Origin of the sequence: Sulfobacillus sp. hq2, from assembly GCF_002903155.1 — a bacterium.
GTDB lineage: Bacteria > Bacillota > Sulfobacillia > Sulfobacillales > Sulfobacillaceae > Sulfobacillus > Sulfobacillus thermotolerans.
The window spans coordinates 1-17,053 of the sequence record NZ_NWUL01000048.1 but is presented as its reverse complement, the minus strand read 5'-3'; the positions used below and the strand labels follow the sequence as shown (position 1 = coordinate 17,053).

The window sequence follows — 17,053 nt, the reverse complement described above, 5'->3', positions numbered from 1 at the left end:
CAACAAATAGGAGGTAGATTGGTGATGCCAATTCCACCACGCATCCCACCGGTCCCGCAACACTCGTCGAAATCGTATGCCATGGAACTGCTTCAGCGTTGGATTATTGACGGCACCTTGGGAGACGGGGAGCGGATATCCGATGCGGTCATCGCCGAAGCGCTGGGCATTAGTCGCACGCCCGTCCGCGAAGCGTTACTCATTCTGGAAACGCAAGGGTTCGTTGAGATGCGGCGTGGGCGCGATACCCGTGTCCGCGCTGTGCAGGCGCGGGATCTTTATCAACTGTATCCGCCCCTAGCCGCCTTACAACGAGCTGCAGTCCGGTTGGCCTTGCCCAGAATGACCTCGCGCATCCTTGACGAGCTCCGAGAAATCAATGGCCGCTTTGCGGAGTCTCTCAAGGAGCATGATGTCTTCAAGGCCATGGAGCATGACGAAGAGTTTCATGACCGCATTGTCGAGACGGCCGAGAACCATTATATAACCGCCTTCGTCGGAACTTTGCAACTTCACATTCGACGCTTGAAGTATCGATTCTTCACCCACGCCTCGCCTGGCGAGGCGTCCGTTCTAGAGCATGAAGAGCTGATTCGTGCTTTCGAAACGAAAGACCTCGATCGCCTAGGAACAGTGATGGAGGCGAACTGGCTACGACCGATGTATGAGTTGGCTCAGGCCCTCGACATAGACGATATAGCATCTAGCGAAACGGCAGGCCCGCTTCTGTAAGGGGCTTGTGGACCCGCAAATAGTCGGCGACCGAAGCCTGTTTGCCATCACGGAGCACGGCGCAGCAAGGACGGCGGCAGAAGGAGGGAGGGGAGCGTTCGTGAGCGAACGGGCTGAGGAAGCGACTTAACGGAACATTCTGTCCAAATTGCCGATAGGCCGGGGTTGAAGGCCGCCATGCCTTGGTCGGGGACGGTCACTCAAGCCGGTGAAAGACGTGCTGCTTCGCCTGAATGGACTAACGCGCTAACGGCCGTCCGCCCGCCAAGGGGTGGGGACATTGGATCCCGTCGGCAAACCAACACGACCGTCGTTGTGCCCCACTCCCCAGAGTGAGTCGCAGCTGCGTCTATGTGTTACATTGGGCAGTCGGGGTGTGCAGCGGAACAACCCCTTATAATTCGTCGGCGGATTTACTTGTCTTATGGTCCTATGGCCCGAAATTCAAGGAATCGTTGCCATACCCCTACCGGACATAAGGCAAATCTGTAACTCACCTAGAAGACATTACCGATGATTTTGATGCCAGAGAAAAGATGCAACGGCCTGAGCTTGGGCAGGGGTGAGAGAGCCGGGGTTACTGGCGGGCATATTCTGCTGAATAAACTGTTCAAGTTGGCTAAATCCTGGAAATCCTGCGACCGCAGAATTTGGTCCCCATAACGCGGGCCCGCTGATACCTTGACCGTTTTGACCATGGCAGGGAGTGCAGGTATTAGAAAAGATTTGGTGGCCTCGTCCTAGAAGCGTGCTTTCATAGGGCAGGGATTTGGGTGTTGGTGTCGGAGGATTTTCGGTGCCACAACCGGTGAAGAGAAGCATGGTAACCCCAAACCCAACAAATAGGGCGCGATAGTTCATTAGACTCCCTCTTTTCATTGCCAAATTGTGTGGTCTAATGACAGTGTGTCTGTCCACTTCGTGTCCTATTCCTACAAGTCCCCCACCTGTCATGCGATTCGTATGCCGAGGCGTGCCGACCCCAGGCTGATTGTGCAAAGGGCTGTCTGAATGTCTCGACTGGCCTTGTCTTACATGAAGAAGACAAGTGACAATATTTTCTTTATGAAGAGCGTTAGACTAAAGTCGGTAACCAACTCCTGAAATCCTCGAAATGGGGGTGCGTCTGTGGGATTCGATGTATGCAAAGGCTTGCCGCAAATAGAAACGCCCCGGTTAATTCTGCGTCCTTTCAGGCTGTCTGATAGTGAAGATGTCTTCGCGTACGCCTCGGATCTTATGGTGACTCAGTGGACGCTATGGGAAGCCCATGCGGACGGGAATGCGTCGCGGTTAAGGGTACAGTCGGTGGTTGAGCGCTATACGGTGGCCCCATATTTTTGTTGGGCGATAGAAGACAAACGCCAAAGAACAGTGATTGGTAGCTGCGGATTTGATGATCATTGGCATAGGAAAAGTCACAGAGCACGCTATGCGTATGTTTTATCCCGTGACTTTTGGGGACAAGGGATAGAATGGGAGGCAGGGCAGGAGATTTTACGTTTTGGGTTTACAGATTTGGAACTTCACCGGGTAACAGGACGTTGCTTACGCGATGATACCCAAGCGGAGCGCATTTATCAGCGGCTCGGCTTGACCTATGAAGGGATGCTCTGGGATCACGTGTGGTCAAAAGGGCAATTTCGAACGGTAAAATATTATGGATTGCTTGCCCCGGAGTATTTTGCCCGGGTTGACATGATGAGAAAACGCTCCGCCTTTGAGTGACCCCGCAGCTCAGCTATTATCTAGTTTGATCGCCCATAGCCAGCCCGTGCGATCCACGACAGCAAAATGGTCATGGAACGTAAAGTGGTCTTGGATGAAGGACCACATCGTCTCGCTTAAACAATAATAGAGGGCGTCATTTTGACGGGTGTGGGCGTTGAGGTTACGGAAAATACACCCCGATTGATAATACGCCATGACCGCGTTTGCCGTGGAAAACCATAGTCCAGAGGGAAGTGTCTAGCAAAAAGCCCCTCGCCTCCGAAGGGACGTGTCGGCGCCACTATCTAACGTATAAGTGAAACCGTCGGACGTAATGCGTGGGCTCCATCCGCAATGCGCTAGCGCACGTCGATTGATGTTATCGTTCTTCTCTTCCATTTGGGAGTCAAAATGTTGCTTCCTGCAGCTGAGCAGAAGTTCACCACCTCGACAGTCAAGGTGTCCTTGCGTTATACTCCTAGCCGTGACGGCGGATTGAGACAGTCCGTCCTATTTTTTGTGTGGGTTAAAATACACCATGGAGGCTCTGGGCAGTCAACCTCATGATTAGGAGAGAACAGTCGTGGCCTCATTGAACAAGGTGTTGACGTGGCGTCAGGGCGCAGGGTTGACGATCGCGGGGGTTTTGGGTTCTGGCGTTCTCATTTTGCCTGAAGTCACCGCCCAAATGGCAGGTCCTGCTGCGATGGTGGCATGGCTGACGATGGCTTGTCTCGCGATTCCTACGGCGTGGACCTTTGGCCGACTAGGAACCCGCTATCCGGATGCAGGCGGCATTGCCAGCTATGTTCGAGCGGCTTTTGGCGACCGGGCAGGACGAATGGTCGGGATTCTCTATTTAGGCACCGTTCCCGTCGCCGCGCCCGCAGCAGCACTGATTGGCGCTGGCTATATGGGAGCTTTGCTTCATTGGAGTAATGGAGCTATTGTGTTATTGGCCGCAGCATTACTTGTTACGGCCCTGGTGATCAATTTGTTGGGCGTGGAATGGTCAGGAAAAACAGCAACGGGAATTGTGTTGGGGATTAGCGCCCTGCTCGTCGCAGCCGTAGCCAGCGCAGTCACGGCCGTCCATTGGCGAAACTTTGGCCCCTTTTCTCCGCATGGATGGTGGCCTGTTGGTCAATCGATTGCGTTGTTATACTGGGCATTTGTGGGATGGGAAATGGTCGGGCATTTGGCCGAAGAATTTGTTGACCCGGTTCATAACATCCCCAAGTCTTTGGGGCTAGCTGTGGTGGTTATCGACGTGTTATATCTGAGTGTCGTGACGGTAACCATTGGGACAAAATCGTACGATATGGGGCACAGTGGTGCGGGCTTGGCCAAGTTGGTGGGACTTGGTCTGGGACCGTGGGGGGCCATGCTGACCGCGGTCATTGCCTTGCTCATTACTTATGGCACTATGCATACGTATATTGCGGGGTTCTCGCGTTTGGTCTATGCCCAGTCGCGTCTTGGGGATTTGCCGCCTTACTTTTCAAAGCTGCATGACACATGGCACACGCCGTACCGGGTTCTGGCGATGTTAGTCATTCCGTTTGCCATCGTTTTAGGTGCCAAAGCCCTCTTTGATGTATCGCTGGCCACATTAATTGCCTGGCCGTCTGCGGTGTTTATTGCGTTATACCTTTTGGCTATGGCATCCGCGTGGCGTTTGTTGAAAGCTCCCACTGAACGGTTCGCGGCCCTGATTGTTGGGCTCGTGAGTTTTGCTGCATTTATTTTTGTCGGTTGGGCCGCATTATTACCTGCAGTTTTAGGACTAACCGGATGGGCAATGGCGCCGACTCACGAAATACCGCCCCAAACATATTGACCGTTTCTGACGGTTTGCCTCTAACACATGAGATGATGACCGAATACACAAACAGTCGTCAGTGCTCTAAGCGTTTTAAGTGCGTGGAGGTCGCGACATGAGAACAGGAATTTGTGGCCGCCTTGCGGTGTAGGCTATAGCCCGGCTATAATGACTCAAATACCAAGCTGGGCGTAAAAAGTAGTCTCATTGTACTCACGCATCATAAAGGGGCGGATACTCTATGGATATTTATTCGCAAGCGGTTCAGCCCATCCTTGTTCCTTCTCCTGATAACGCGGTATCCCCACCAATTTTTCAAACGGCTGCCTATGCCTTTCGGGATATTAACGAAGTCGACGAAGTGCTGAGCGGACAACGCCCCGGTTATTCCTACACGCGCGGAGGAAATCCTAACACGGAGGCGCTTGGGCAATTTGTCGCCAATTTAGAAGGGGCTGAGGCCGGCCTTGTCACATCGTCGGGGACCGCGGCACTTCTAGCCGGCATTATGACATTGCTGCCCCATCCCGGTTGCATCCTTGTAGCTCGGGAAATTTATGGGGGAACGGTCGGGCTTGTCCGTGATATATTGGGTCCCATGGGATATCGTTTGCAGTGGGTCGATACCCACAACCCAGAAACGGTTCGTGACGCACTGGGGCAAGGCGCGGGGCTCCTAATCATGGAAAGTATTTCGAATCCCTTAGGGCGTGTCTGTGATCTTGAGCACCTTATTACCATAGCTCACGAGCACCATGTGCCTGTCATGATTGACAATACCTTTGCGACGCCGTTTCATGCGACGCCATTACAGTGGGCAGCGGATTTGGTGGTACACTCCCTGACAAAATTCATCGGAGGGCATAGTGATCTCATCTTGGGAGTCGTGGTGGGGGTCCATGACACGATTCAGCGCGCATCGCACATTGTGGATGCGGCGGGCTTTACCCCCGATCCTTTTGCCTCATGGCTTTGCTTACGCGGGGCACGCACGTTGGCTTTGCGTATGCGGCAAGCGAGCACAAATGCGCTTGAGCTGGCGCAGGCATTAGAGCAGGCCCAGGGCGTGCGCCGTGTCTATTACTCGGGCTTGCCATCTCACCCCGATCATGAGGTGGCAACACGCCTTCTGCAGCGGGGCTTTGGAAGCATTGTGTCGATCTCTGTGGACGGTGGATATGAGGGCGTTCAGACGATGATCCGTCACCTCGACCGGGTGCGGTTGGTGCCAAGTCTTGGAGACGTCGCGACGACCATTTCCCATCCTGTGGTGGCATCACACCGCGAGTTAACCTCTGAAGAGAAAGAGATTGTAGGGATTGATGAGAGTATTGTGCGTATTTCTGTAGGTATTGAATCCAGCAGCGATATTATTGACGATTTTGTTCAAGCGCTAAGCCATTCGCTTTGACACGCGTGAGTACCTTCGAATGCTCCAGAACTATAGCATGTTCTTCTCCACGGATAGTGTCGTGACATTAAGGTCGCCGCGAGAAGAGGCAGTCTTGGTGTGATAGGGTAAGGATAAACGCGGTGCGTAAGCACGGGCGTTTATCCCCTGAGCGTTAAGCTTGTAGGCTCTGAATAACTTCGTCTGTCGAACGGATGCGTCCGATGCGGCTTAAGGCCACACGAAAGGCGAACGCGTGATCTTCAGCAGAGCGCGCGGAACAGGCATCTTCAACAAAGACCTGTTGGTAACCACGTTCATAAGCATCGCGAGCGGTGCTTTCGACGCCGTAGTTAGTGGATATGCCCGCTAACACAATGGTGTTAATGCCACGCCGCCTTAGCTGCAAGTCCAAGTCCGTTCCATAAAAGGCACCCCATTGCCGTTTACGAACAATATGATCGCCCGGTTTTGGCCCCATTTCCGGCACAATTTCGTCCCAACCCGGAGGCGGTGTGGGCCAACTGTTTTCTTGATCAGTCAGAGGATTTAGCGCGTCTTTGCGGTCGGGGGACGGTCCCACATGGACTAACACAACGAATACCCCAGCGGCTCGGCATGCGTCTGCCAATTTAGCTGCGTTGGAGACCACGGTACTGGTACTATGTGGTGCAGCAGGCATACCGACAATGCCTTTTTGCAAGTCAATCACGACTAATGCCGTATGTTGAGGGTCAAGCGTTAAAGGTTCAGGCATTTTGGTTCCTCCATTTTCAAAGTCGGTGGCATCGGGACCGGTGTCAACACATATCACTTCGGATATGCTAGAAATATTATACCAATCTTTGCCGCCTTCGTTGAGGGACCCATTCCTGTCTGGTATGCTAAACATGCGAAGACTCACCCATGAAAGGCTTGGAAGGAGAAAAGAACCGATGTATGATGTCGCAATTATCGGGGCTGGGCCGGCAGGGGCCAGCGCCGCGATGTTTTTAGCAAAAGCCGGGCAAAAAACCCTCATGTTTGACAATGGGTTAAGTGTCACGCGACGAGCCTTGATAAAAAACCATTATGGGGCAGGCACTTTGACGGGACCTGAAATGGTCGAGCTTGGAAAATCCCAAGCCAGGGAATTAGGAGCGGAGATCACAGATGAACAGGTCACCAATATTGTTCCGCGCGATGGTGGAGGCTTTGACATCGAGACGGAACACCACGTCTATCAAGCGAAACAAGTAATTCTCGCCACCGGTCTTTATACCGATTTGGCTGAACGTATCGGGGTTGAGACCAAGCCGGGCACGGAACCGCGAATTAAAACGATTGTGGCGACGGATGCCGCGGGCAAAACTTCGGTGGACGGCATATGGGCCGCCGGAACCCTTGCAGGAGTCAGCATGCATACGATTATTACTGCAGGCGATGGAGCCAAAGTGGCGATTAATCTACTAAGCGAGTTATCAGGGAACCGTTATGTGGATCATGATGTTTACAAACCGGACTAAGGTCAAGCAGTGACGTGACGAGGGCCTCGTAATGTGGAGGCCTTCGTTATTTTTTCGTGGGGACGTCGCTTGAAGAGGTCTCGGGGTTGAACAAAAATCTCGGCGAGTAACAGGATTTTACCACTAAGGTCGGCCCACGGCGCAGGGCTTAAAAGACATATCTTGGCCTGCCAGGTGGGTTGAGCCGTACTACGCCGTGCTTCTTCATGCTTCGCGAATCCACTGCGCTGCCACACTGACGCCTGTTGCCCACACGGATGCCCAAAAGAAAAATCCACCCACTGGACTATTGGCAGAAGATACGAAATCAGTATACTGATAATGACAGTTCAAAGAAGGAAGGGTAGCGCAGATGGTCTCGGGGGGAACGATTGCGGCGTCAGCAAAGGCAAGTCGCCCATCATGGAAGACGGGCTATTATACGTTTTCGCACTTTTTGAATGATGCGTATCCGAATTTATATCCAGCGTTGTTACCGGTCCTGATGGTGAGCATGCATTTCTCTGTCGCGTTGGCGGGTTTACTCAGTTCCATCGCCGCCTTAACGACACAAATGTTGCAGCCGCTTATGGGATTGTGGGCCGACCGGGTGGGAACTCGCATGTTTGTGGCCGGCGGCCTTTTTGTGGGCAGCTTGGTGTCAGCTACGGCTTTAGCGTTTTCCCCGTCTTATGCCGTCTTTGTGGCAGCCTTGCTCATCGGCGGGTTAGGAAATGCCGCATTTCATCCTCATGCCTCGGCTCTGGTTGGGGAGCTCTCGGGTTCACGTAAAGGCTTAGGCATGAGTCTATTTATGATAGGGGGCAATTTTGGACGCGCGATCGCCCCGATCGCGGCGACCACGACATTCTTATATTTGGGGCGACACGGCTTATGGGTATTAGCGCTACCCGGAATGGCCATGGCGATTGTCATGTGGTTTGTGATGCGTCCGGCCCCGCGTCCTAAAATCCGCAACCAAAAAATATGGACCCCGGCCTTTCGCCAAGGCTTGAAGCATGCGGGCACCCTGTTAGCCGTGGTCATGTTGCGAAATATGGCGTCCATGGCTACCATGACATTGCTCCCGATTATGTGGCATCACTTACACCGGCCCTTAAGCCAATCGGCGGCATTATTGTCCACCCTGTTTTTGGTGGGGAGCATTGGCAATATGACCGGTGGGGCTATTTCGGATAAATTGGGCCCCAAGCCTGTCTTGATTGGATCCGCCGTATTGTCGAGCCTTTTTCTATGGGCGTTTTTGCACGCAAGCGGCATTGGCATCTGGCTAAGCATCGGATTGCTCGGATTCTCATTGTATTCCACGGGTTCTGTGGTAATGGTGTATGGGCAAGCGCTCTTCCCGGAGAATAAGGGCATGGCCTCAGGATTGACGTTGGGGATTGGCAATACCCTAGGAGCTTTAGCCGTAGGTGGCATCGGTATGATTGCTACGCGCGTGGGCAGTCAAGAAGCCTTAACGATTACTGCCATCTTGGTATTGCTGAGCATTCCATTTTCATTACGCTTAAAAAAGATATAAGAGGCGTGTTGCAAACGAAGAAGGCTCGGGGATGTGTAAAGTCCCCAGGCCCCTAAAGGCAATCGCTTTTCCCCGGCCATTTCTTGCGATGGCCGGGGAATTTTTGTCGACTGGCGACTAGCGACTTTTCCCGGTGTGGCGGTCGTGCTATGATCGTGTCGCGCTCAGCACCAGACGCCCCGGGTGTTGTATGATCGTGTTGTCAAGGTTGCAACGGACCAATGCATGAAACCCCTGGGCGCGCGGGCTAGGACTGATTCGGAACGTGGAAACAGCCCTTGGGCAGTCGCGGAGCAGAGGTTTTATCCAGGGAGGACATTTTGCATAAAGCTATGACCTTAGAAACCTTTCACGCTCAGGTGGCAGCCGCCGCCCAAACGTCATCGATTAATCAGCAAATTGCCGAGTATATTTCTGAACGTTATCGTGAAGTCTCTTTTATGACGGCTAGTGAGCTAGCTCACGTCATTGGCGTAAGCCAAGCCTCCATCACCCGCTTCAGTGTGGCTATGGGTTTTTCCGGCTATACCGATTTTGTCAGGACGTTGCAAGGCTTGGTACGCGAACAATGGAACACGCCAGATCGGGCCGTCTATGTTCAACCTGAATGGTCGGCCCAAGCGGATCTTTTGGTCGCTCAAGAGATTCAGAATCTCGAAGGATTACCGGCGTTAGTTGCGGATAGCCACGTGCAAGAGATGGCCAAGGCCATAGCAGGCGCACGCCGTGTCGTCCTGGCGGGGGCTCGCGCGTCGTCGACCATTGTGCCCTATGCCGCATATTTTCTCAGCAAAGTGAAAGATGGGGTGGAAATCGCAACGCCGAACACGCCATTATGGGAAACGTTTGGACTCAACCCAGATCCTGAGGCATTGGTTGTGGCATGGGTCTTTCCACGCTATCCGCAGCCTTTAATTACATGGCTCGAACGTTTACGGCAAGACAATATTCCCATTGCGGCGTTTACGGACAGGTGGGTGTCCCCCGCGGTGCAACTCGCTGATCCTGTGGTTGTAGTACCTGTCGCGAGCGCTTCCCTCTTCGATTCCTATGCCGCGCCTTTCGTGTTGATTAACTATATTATCCGCCAAGTGGCCGCTTTGCGTCCCGGCTTAAGCCAGCGACTAGAGGCATTGGAAGCTCGCGATCAGGCGAACCATGCATTTTGGACGCGACAGCGGTAGGGATAAGAAGGTCTGCGTTGACAAGTTTTTTTGGCTCAGGCGATTTTGAGAATTAGGGTAGGTTTAGCGTCGTGTGCCTTCGAATCAAAGGAAAAGGCCCGGGAGACTCCCCCGGGCCTTAAGGCTAGCCTCCGTAAAACCAGCCAGTTTCCCGCATAACCAAAGGCACTGCGTCGGGTTGGCGAACCCCTGCACCGGTCACTTCCGCCACAAAAATCGTATGGTCGCCGCGCATAACGGCATCCGTCACGCGAGCTTCAAACCACGCCGGGGTCTCGGTTAATAACGGCAAGCCATATTCAGGGGAAAATTCGAACTCGTGGCCATTGAGTTGACTGCCTTCCACATTTGTCGGACGAAAAAAGTCCGCGGCAATGTCTTTTTGGGCAGAACCCAAGATACTGAGAGCCATATGGCCTGTTTTCTCGACGATTTCATGCAAATGGCTGTCTTTTTTGACGCCCACCATAATCAGGGGCGGTGCAAAAGACGCTTGTGACAGCCAGTTTACGGTACCGGCACTCACATCGTCGCCGTCTTTGGCGGTGAGAATGTATAACCCATATGTAATCATCCGTAAGCTGCGTTTCTTGGCTTCTTGGTCCATAAGATCCCTCCTGAGTGGTCACGACGTTCTCTATCATTCATAGCACATTTCACCGTGCTTGACTATTTTCGGATGCGGAACTTTATTGGCCACGCCGCCTGCATGCTCTGCATGTCTGGAGGGAATGCTTGACAAGGGATGAGGTTTAAGTGTATCTTGTATCCAATAGGACAAAGTCCTAGAACATATTGAGGAGGAATAATGATGGACACCATGCAGAATTATGATATCCAACCGATGCCTCGGCTGAATGAGCCCGCTCCAGAATTCGAAGCGGATACCACCTTTGGCCACATCCGCTTATCGGACTTTCGCGGTAAGTGGGTCGTGATGTATTCCCACCCCGCCGACTTTACGCCGGTGTGCACCACGGAGTTTATGGGATTTTCTGCGCGCAAGAAAGAATTCGATGAAATGAATGTGCAGCTATTGGGATTAAGCATTGACTCGGTGTTTTCCCATTTAGCATGGGTCAATTCGATTCAAAAGGACTTCGGACAACACACGCCATTTCCGATTATTGCCGACTTGGACATGCACGTGTCGAAACTCTACGGGATGATTCATCCGAAGGCCGCCACGACGCAAGCGGTGCGCGCGCTCTTTATCATCGACCCCGAGGGTATTTTGCGCCTCATGATTTATTATCCGATGACCACCGGAAGAAATATTGATGAAGTCATCCGTGTATTGAAGTCTTTGCAGACGGTCGACCAATACAAGGTGAATACAGGCGCCAACTGGCAGCCCGGAGATCCCGTCATCGTCTCTCCGCCTAACACGGTCAAATCGCTTGATGAACGGTCGGCGCAAAAAGATGTCGATTGCAAAGCGTGGTACTTTTGCACCAAGAAGCTTTAACAACTTCTAGATTGTCCCTACGGTCTGCCAAGCGGCAGGCCGTTTTTACATCGTAGGGTTCTCACCAGCTCTGGGGCGGCGGCAAAGACTATGATTCTTAAAATGGGAACTTTAGAAAAGCGGTTCTGAGCGACATTCATTGTGCGGTAGTATTGTATAGAGATATTTTCCTTAAGGAAAGACCGGAAACATGCGGCAACGTCGTCTTGGTCGCATAGGATTAATGACAGCGTATCGTCAATATGGTAAGAGAAGAACCCATGAAAACTCGTCGAAAGGGATAACACAGGTGAATACGATTATACCGGAGCAAAACACGACCACACTACGCCGCCAGGTCGTCACAGAAGCGCGTCAAAAATGGCAAGAAAAACTCTTTGACTTAGGCAGGCGCAACAACCTGTTATATTACCGGGATCTCAAAACGGGATCGCTGCGTTTCGATCCGGTCAATGCGCAATTTATCGACCAGCTCTTTGGAGACGAGGCCTTCGATCTAACGGAATACTTGGCGAACCGAGAAGACGATCTCAAAAAATTGCGCACGATTTCTGATAAGGCGCAGAGCAATTTTGAGGAAAAAGGGATGACCACGGCATACCTGGCAGCGGGATTGGCCACATGGCGAACCAGTGATAGTGGGCGTGATCCCGTGGCTCCAATCTGGCTGGTGCCCATTCAGTTGGAGTCCGATGGCCTTCTCCACATGAAATACCGCATCATGCGTACAGGAGAGATCCGGGTTAATCCGATTCTGCTTCACGTATTACGGAAGGATTTTGGCGTTGTTCTCAACGATGAAGACCTTCCCGCCAATTGGGAAGCATTGAAGCGCCAGGGTCAGGCGATTCAACAACAGGCCCATGAAGTGCCTGGATTTACCGTTCAGGATATCGCGATTTTGGGCAACTTTTCTTTTCAAAAAATGGCCATGGTGGAAGATCTCAACGAGCTAGGCGAGGCATTGATCGAAAATGACCTCGTTGCGGCCCTTGCTGGCGATCCGGACGCCATCACCCGCTTATTTGCCGGCGGATCCCCCGCAGACATCGCCGAGCTTGATCAAATCCCACCGGATGATGAGTTTACGTTACTCGATGCGGACTCTAGTCAACAACAAGTGATTCGAACCGTCATTCAAGGGCGTTCAGGCGTTATTTTGGGCCCGCCAGGAACTGGAAAAAGTCAAACCATTGTCAATATCATTGCCGAATATGCGGCGCGCGGCAAAAGTGTTCTATTTGTGGCCGAAAAGCGTGCGGCTCTTGATGTGGTGCTAGGCCGCTTAAAGGATGTGGGTCTGGATTATCTGGCATTGGATTTGCAGGCGGCTGAACAATCGAAGAAAATGATTGCGAACCAACTCGGATCCAGTTTGAACCGAATTCGGAATGCCGAGCCGGTTGAGTCCAATGGTCTTCATCAGCGATTGGTCGAGCGTCGCAATCGACTCATGGTCTTCATCAGCGATTGGTCGAGCGTCGCAATCGACTCAATCGCTACGTCGAAAAGCTTCATCGCGCACGGGAACCCTTTCAAATGAGTTTATATCGTTTGCAAGGCGAGTTATTGATGAATAGCGGACCCCGGGTGGGGACCCGTTGGACGGCTTCCGCCTTAGAACGCTGGACACCCGAATCGAAAGCCCATGCCGAAGAGCAGTTAAAAGAGTTGGCTGGACTGCAATCCATTACCACATCGTCATGGGCCCAGGCAAGATTCGTCACCGTAGAGGAAGTAGCTACGACCTTGGCCATCGTGCAAAATCTTCGCGACCGGCTGTGGCCAGAATTTCGCAGTCGGGCCATATGGATTGAGAATGGGGAATACGGGCAGGTGAGGACGTTGCAGGATATCGACCGCATGCTGACGCTTTTTCCTCAAATTGCGGAATTGCAAACCCTCTATCGCTCTGAGGTGTATGCGCTGGATTTGCAAGAAATGGCCAGTGCTTTGGAACCCGCTAGACGCGGGGTATTCTCCGCTTTTGTGCACCGCCTTACTGATACGCGCTTTAAAGACGCTCTTAAAACATTGGCACAATACCGGATTGCGGGTGCGGTTCAGCCTGACGATGTCGAGCGTTTGGTCGACCAACAAGCGCAGTGGCTCGAGCGGGGGAGCCAAGGCATCCCTCGAGTCCCTGACGACCACCAAGTCCACCTCGCCCTATGGGCTGAGGTGAGAGATGCTCTGAATCACTTGACACGGCTGGGGTTGCCGATTTGGGATCATGATTGGCATGGATGGGAATCGATGTTACACGCCCTGGCCGATGACCGGGTTACACCGCACCGCATGGTGCGTGCCCACCAGTTGCGCGAAGCCCTGCAAGGGGCGAATATGGGGCCCTTGCTTGACGAGTTGGAGAACCGCCAAATTCCTGCTGAGGAGTGGCGTCAGGCGTTTCGCTATGCGGTCTATTCCTCAGCGGTCGACCACATTTTGTCTGGGGACCCGGAGTTGGGCGCGTTTACGCGAGAAAATCACGAGCGTGTCATTGAAGAGTTTCGATCGGATGACCAAGACCGCCTGCATATTGCACGCTTACGCGTATCACGGCACCACGCATCTGCTGCTATCACCATGCTTAATGCGTTCGGACAAGAAGAGCAATTGGTACGCCAAGAATCGCAGAAAAAGTCGCGACATTTATCGCTTCGAAAGTTTTTGCAACGGGCGCCCCATGCTTTATTGGCGCTCCGTCCTTGCTGGGTAGGGAGTCCGCTGAGTGTTAGTCAATTGCTGCCCGCGCAAACCTTGTTTGATTTGGTCTTGTTCGATGAAGGCAGCCAGGTGCTGCCTGAAGATGCCATTGCCGCTATTGCGCGCGGGAAGCAGACGGTCATCGCAGGGGACAATCATCAGCTGCCACCGACGCCATTTTTTGCTTCGACCCCAGAGGACATCGAGGATGACGAAGCGTTACCTTTTGAGGGATATGAAAGTGTTTTAGATCTGATGTCGGGAATGACGTCTCCCTGGTGGCTACGTTGGCACTACCGTAGCCGCGACGAACGGCTGATTGCTTTTTCCAACCACCATATCTATGGCAACAGCCTCATTACCTTTCCTGGCCGTGGTCACGATCGGCCAGTGCGTCATGTTTTAGTACCCCAAACTGCGGGCACTGACCAAGATGCTCAAAGTGTCGCGGCAGAAGCAGAACGCGTGGTGCAATTGATCCTTTCACATGCCAAGGAGCGCCCCCAGGATTCCCTAGGCGTCATCACCATGGGCATTAAGCATGCGGAACGCATTCAAATGGCTTTAGATGCAGCCCTGCGCTCTCACTCAGACTTAGCCGATTTTTTTTGACGCGCATAAACCCGAACATTTTTTCGTCAAAAACTTGGAACGGGTACAAGGTGACGAGCGTGATGCGGTCATCTTATCTATTGGATACGGCAAGGATCGTAGTGGTACGCTTCCTTACCGTTTTGGCCCACTATTACATAATGGAGGGGAAAGGCGACTTAATGTCGCCATCACCCGGGCCCGAAAAACCCTGACGGTCGTGTCCTCGTTTGATTCTCGCGATATGGACCCTGAACGCAAAATGTCTCGTGGTGTGGAGTTGTTGCGCGCGTTCCTCGAGTATGCAGAATCTCACGGGGACCGTTTAGAACGGGAAGACAACCACGATGACGTGCCTTTGAACCCGTTTGAATTGGCGGTCCGCGATGCGTTGACGGCGAAAGGATTAGCGCTGGTCCCCCAGTGGGGTGTCTCGCGATATCGGCTGGATTTTGCCGTGAAGCATCCTAAGAGGCCGGGAGAATTTGTTTTGGCCATTGAGTGTGACGGCGCGTCCTACCACGCGGCCCCCACCGCTCGCGACCGGGACCGGTTGCGCCAACAGCAACTTGAAGCCTTAGGCTGGCGATTTCATCGGATTTGGTCGACCGAGTGGTTTAGAAACCCCGGGGGAGAAGTCGAACGCGTCCTCAGGGCGTACCAAGCGGCTATCACGGCGGCGGACACAAGTACGTCTCATCTTGGCCCTATCATCGAAAAAAGTGTACAAATGCCGGTGAAGGCGATGACCCCACAGGGGCCACCGCCCAAGGTGACGCCAGGTCTTTCCATTGACCAACGAGGCGATGAGGAATTAGTCCAATTGATCGCCTGGCTCGAATCAGATGGTCGTTTGCGTACAAATGAAGAGCTTGTTAAGGAACTGATGTCGCTTTTAGGTTATAAACGGCGGGGGCCGCGCATTGAAACCCGGCTGCACGGCGCCATTAATCAATGGCGTGACAGAGTATCAATGACCCCGCCATCAGGCGCATAGGGCACAAAGCTGTCAACGGTCCGGCCCTAAGGGGCGGACCCGTTGACTCAGGCAAGTACAAAAGGATGTTAGACCTTTCGCCAAACAAGTCAGCACGTGGGTCCTTAGAGATTATTACTATTGTAGGATGGCAGCCGAATACGCAGTTAACGAATTTAGCGGAATGCGCATGCAAGCTATGGAGTCCTTTCACATTCTTTCGCACCCACGGGTGTCTAGCACAGCGCTTGGAATATCCTACCCGATGAGGAGCTCATCATGGTCTGTTACCATAACGGCGGTGTGACCGGAATAGAACTGGTATCGGGGTAGTTCTGGCCTTCTTGGGCATTTGTAATATTGGGACCGTTGGGGGTTATTGTGGTCATGGCTGCTAAGGCAGCCCATTTGTCTTGCCGTGGCACATCAATCATATATCGCGCTTGAATGCCGGCGTTCATGACACCCCCCGCACTAAACCCATTTTGACTCCAGGCAATCCCTACCCGGAGGTCTCCCGGATGACCAGTAGTTTGCTCGACAATAACCTCCGTCGTAGGGGTAACAATTTGCCACGACGCATGAAGGATCGTGTTAAAAGCCGGAAAGGCTTCCGGAATGTACGTTGGCGGACTCGAATGCAGGGGCATCGCGTTTTCAATTACCGTCGGTGTTTGAATCCATAACAGCGGTAATCCCGTTTCCTGCCACGTGCGTGAAGTTATGGGGACGCCGGTCTGGGCCGACAATGTAGCAAAAGTTTGCCATGTCCATGCCCCTAAAAATACCGTCGGTTGCATCGCGGCAGAGTAAGTCGTAACGCCCGACCCATTCGTCGTCGGGGGCAGTCCTTGATCTACGGTCGGAAGCGGATTTACCCCTGGGGTATAATGGTAATTAACGAGCATGCTATATGGTTTGACGCCGGTGTCGGATGATGGAGCTGGCGTTGTGGTCGTGACAATATGCCATGAACTGGCCGCGGCATATTTTCCGACCACAAGAAGCCCGGCGGCGATCACCCCAATATGGACCCACCGCCATTTCCGCTGTGGCGATATGGTAGGGCGTTGCAATTCTTCAAGAAATTCGAGAGGTTCTGGAGGATGGGCCGAAGCATATGAAGGCAATAACTCTGGGGGGGCTGTGGGGGGAGTGGACGACGTCGGCGACAAGGGCTTTAACAGTTCGGTTGATAACTAACCAAAGCTAACTTATACTATCCAAAATGGAGAGATTAGTTAGCATAAGGGAGGCGGCCAAAGCCTTGGGCGTATCCATGACCACTCTGCGACGCTGGGAGGCGGAAGGCCGGCTCATGGCCGAACATACGCCCGGCGGCCACCGGCGCTATTGGCGAAGCTGCGCCCTGAGTGGTTTCATGGTGCTGATACGGCAAACCGGCGCACCGTTGCCTATGCGCGAGTCTCCAGCCACGACCAGA

General features: G+C 53.0%; 16 protein-coding genes. 12 read left to right on the top strand and 4 right to left on the bottom strand.

Features of this window, described 5'->3' with window-relative positions; all coding sequences use genetic code 11:
- The first annotated feature begins 24 nt into the window (after positions 1–24).
- Positions 25–732, top strand: coding sequence for a GntR family transcriptional regulator (locus CO251_RS16005; protein WP_103376994.1), 708 nt, complete (start codon positions 25–27; stop codon positions 730–732).
- A gap of 507 nt (positions 733–1,239) precedes the next feature.
- On the opposite strand, the gene CO251_RS16000 is transcribed toward CO251_RS16005, so the two are convergent.
- Positions 1,240–1,593 (bottom strand): c-type cytochrome, encoded by a 354-nt coding sequence (locus CO251_RS16000; RefSeq protein WP_158246399.1) that lies wholly within the window; start codon positions 1,591–1,593, stop codon positions 1,240–1,242.
- Positions 1,594–1,860: 267 nt separating this feature from the next.
- Between CO251_RS16000 and CO251_RS15995 the strand changes: the two genes are divergently transcribed.
- From CO251_RS15995 to CO251_RS15985, 3 genes are all read left to right on the top strand, one after another.
- Positions 1,861–2,460 (top strand): GNAT family N-acetyltransferase, encoded by a 600-nt coding sequence (locus CO251_RS15995; RefSeq protein ID WP_103376815.1) that lies wholly within the window; start codon positions 1,861–1,863, stop codon positions 2,458–2,460.
- Between the two features lie 565 nt (positions 2,461–3,025).
- Positions 3,026–4,282, top strand: coding sequence for an APC family permease (locus CO251_RS15990; RefSeq protein ID WP_103376814.1), 1,257 nt, complete (start codon positions 3,026–3,028; stop codon positions 4,280–4,282).
- 223 nt (positions 4,283–4,505) lie between these two features.
- Positions 4,506–5,675 carry a PLP-dependent aspartate aminotransferase family protein gene (locus tag CO251_RS15985; protein WP_103376813.1) on the top strand — a complete coding sequence of 390 codons (1,170 nt, stop codon included), beginning with the start codon at positions 4,506–4,508 and terminating at the stop codon, positions 5,673–5,675.
- Positions 5,676–5,829: 154 nt separating this feature from the next.
- On the opposite strand, the gene CO251_RS15980 is transcribed toward CO251_RS15985, so the two are convergent.
- Positions 5,830–6,411, bottom strand: a complete 582-nt coding sequence (locus tag CO251_RS15980) for a hydrolase (RefSeq protein WP_103376812.1) — start codon at positions 6,409–6,411, stop codon at positions 5,830–5,832.
- A 178-nt stretch (positions 6,412–6,589) separates the two neighbouring features.
- On the opposite strand from CO251_RS15980, the gene CO251_RS15975 reads away from it, so the two are divergent.
- The 3 genes from CO251_RS15975 to CO251_RS15965 all read left to right on the top strand — a co-directional run bounded on the left by CO251_RS15975 (position 6,590) and on the right by CO251_RS15965 (position 9,868).
- Positions 6,590–7,159, top strand: a complete 570-nt coding sequence (locus CO251_RS15975) for an FAD-dependent oxidoreductase (protein ID WP_103376811.1) — start codon at positions 6,590–6,592, stop codon at positions 7,157–7,159.
- Between the two features lie 352 nt (positions 7,160–7,511).
- Complete coding sequence (locus tag CO251_RS15970; protein WP_103376810.1) at positions 7,512–8,684, top strand: MFS transporter; 1,173 nt, start codon at positions 7,512–7,514, stop codon at positions 8,682–8,684.
- 320 nt (positions 8,685–9,004) lie between these two features.
- Positions 9,005–9,868 carry a MurR/RpiR family transcriptional regulator gene (locus tag CO251_RS15965; protein ID WP_242968654.1) on the top strand — a complete coding sequence of 288 codons (864 nt, stop codon included), beginning with the start codon at positions 9,005–9,007 and terminating at the stop codon, positions 9,866–9,868.
- Positions 9,869–9,992: 124 nt separating this feature from the next.
- Here CO251_RS15965 and CO251_RS15960 read toward each other — a convergent pair whose 3' ends face one another.
- The gene (locus tag CO251_RS15960) at positions 9,993–10,475 is read right to left on the bottom strand and encodes a flavin reductase family protein (protein ID WP_103376809.1); all 483 of its coding nucleotides are present in this window, start codon (positions 10,473–10,475) and stop codon (positions 9,993–9,995) included.
- A 201-nt stretch (positions 10,476–10,676) separates the two neighbouring features.
- Between CO251_RS15960 and CO251_RS15955 the strand changes: the two genes are divergently transcribed.
- From CO251_RS15955 to CO251_RS15940, 4 genes are all read left to right on the top strand, one after another.
- The gene (locus tag CO251_RS15955) at positions 10,677–11,336 is read left to right on the top strand and encodes a peroxiredoxin (protein WP_242968653.1); all 660 of its coding nucleotides are present in this window, start codon (positions 10,677–10,679) and stop codon (positions 11,334–11,336) included.
- 289 nt (positions 11,337–11,625) lie between these two features.
- Complete coding sequence (locus tag CO251_RS15950; RefSeq protein WP_158246398.1) at positions 11,626–12,879, top strand: DUF4011 domain-containing protein; 1,254 nt, start codon at positions 11,626–11,628, stop codon at positions 12,877–12,879.
- Positions 12,876–14,654: a DEAD/DEAH box helicase gene (locus CO251_RS15945; RefSeq protein WP_103376807.1), complete on the top strand. Its 1,779-nt coding sequence runs from the start codon at positions 12,876–12,878 to the stop codon at positions 14,652–14,654. The genes CO251_RS15950 and CO251_RS15945 overlap by 4 nt, the downstream gene beginning before the upstream one ends.
- Entirely contained in the window at positions 14,644–15,630 is a 987-nt protein-coding gene (locus CO251_RS15940; RefSeq protein ID WP_255398216.1) for an AAA domain-containing protein, read from the top strand. The genes CO251_RS15945 and CO251_RS15940 overlap by 11 nt, the downstream gene beginning before the upstream one ends.
- Before the next feature lie 266 nt (positions 15,631–15,896).
- Here CO251_RS15940 and CO251_RS15935 read toward each other — a convergent pair whose 3' ends face one another.
- Positions 15,897–16,631 carry a hypothetical protein gene (locus CO251_RS15935; RefSeq protein ID WP_146039117.1) on the bottom strand — a complete coding sequence of 245 codons (735 nt, stop codon included), beginning with the start codon at positions 16,629–16,631 and terminating at the stop codon, positions 15,897–15,899.
- Positions 16,632–16,837: 206 nt separating this feature from the next.
- Here CO251_RS15935 and CO251_RS15930 point away from each other — a divergent pair.
- A partial coding sequence (locus CO251_RS15930; protein ID WP_207654701.1) for a helix-turn-helix domain-containing protein occupies positions 16,838–17,053 on the top strand: 216 nt, incomplete at its 3' end.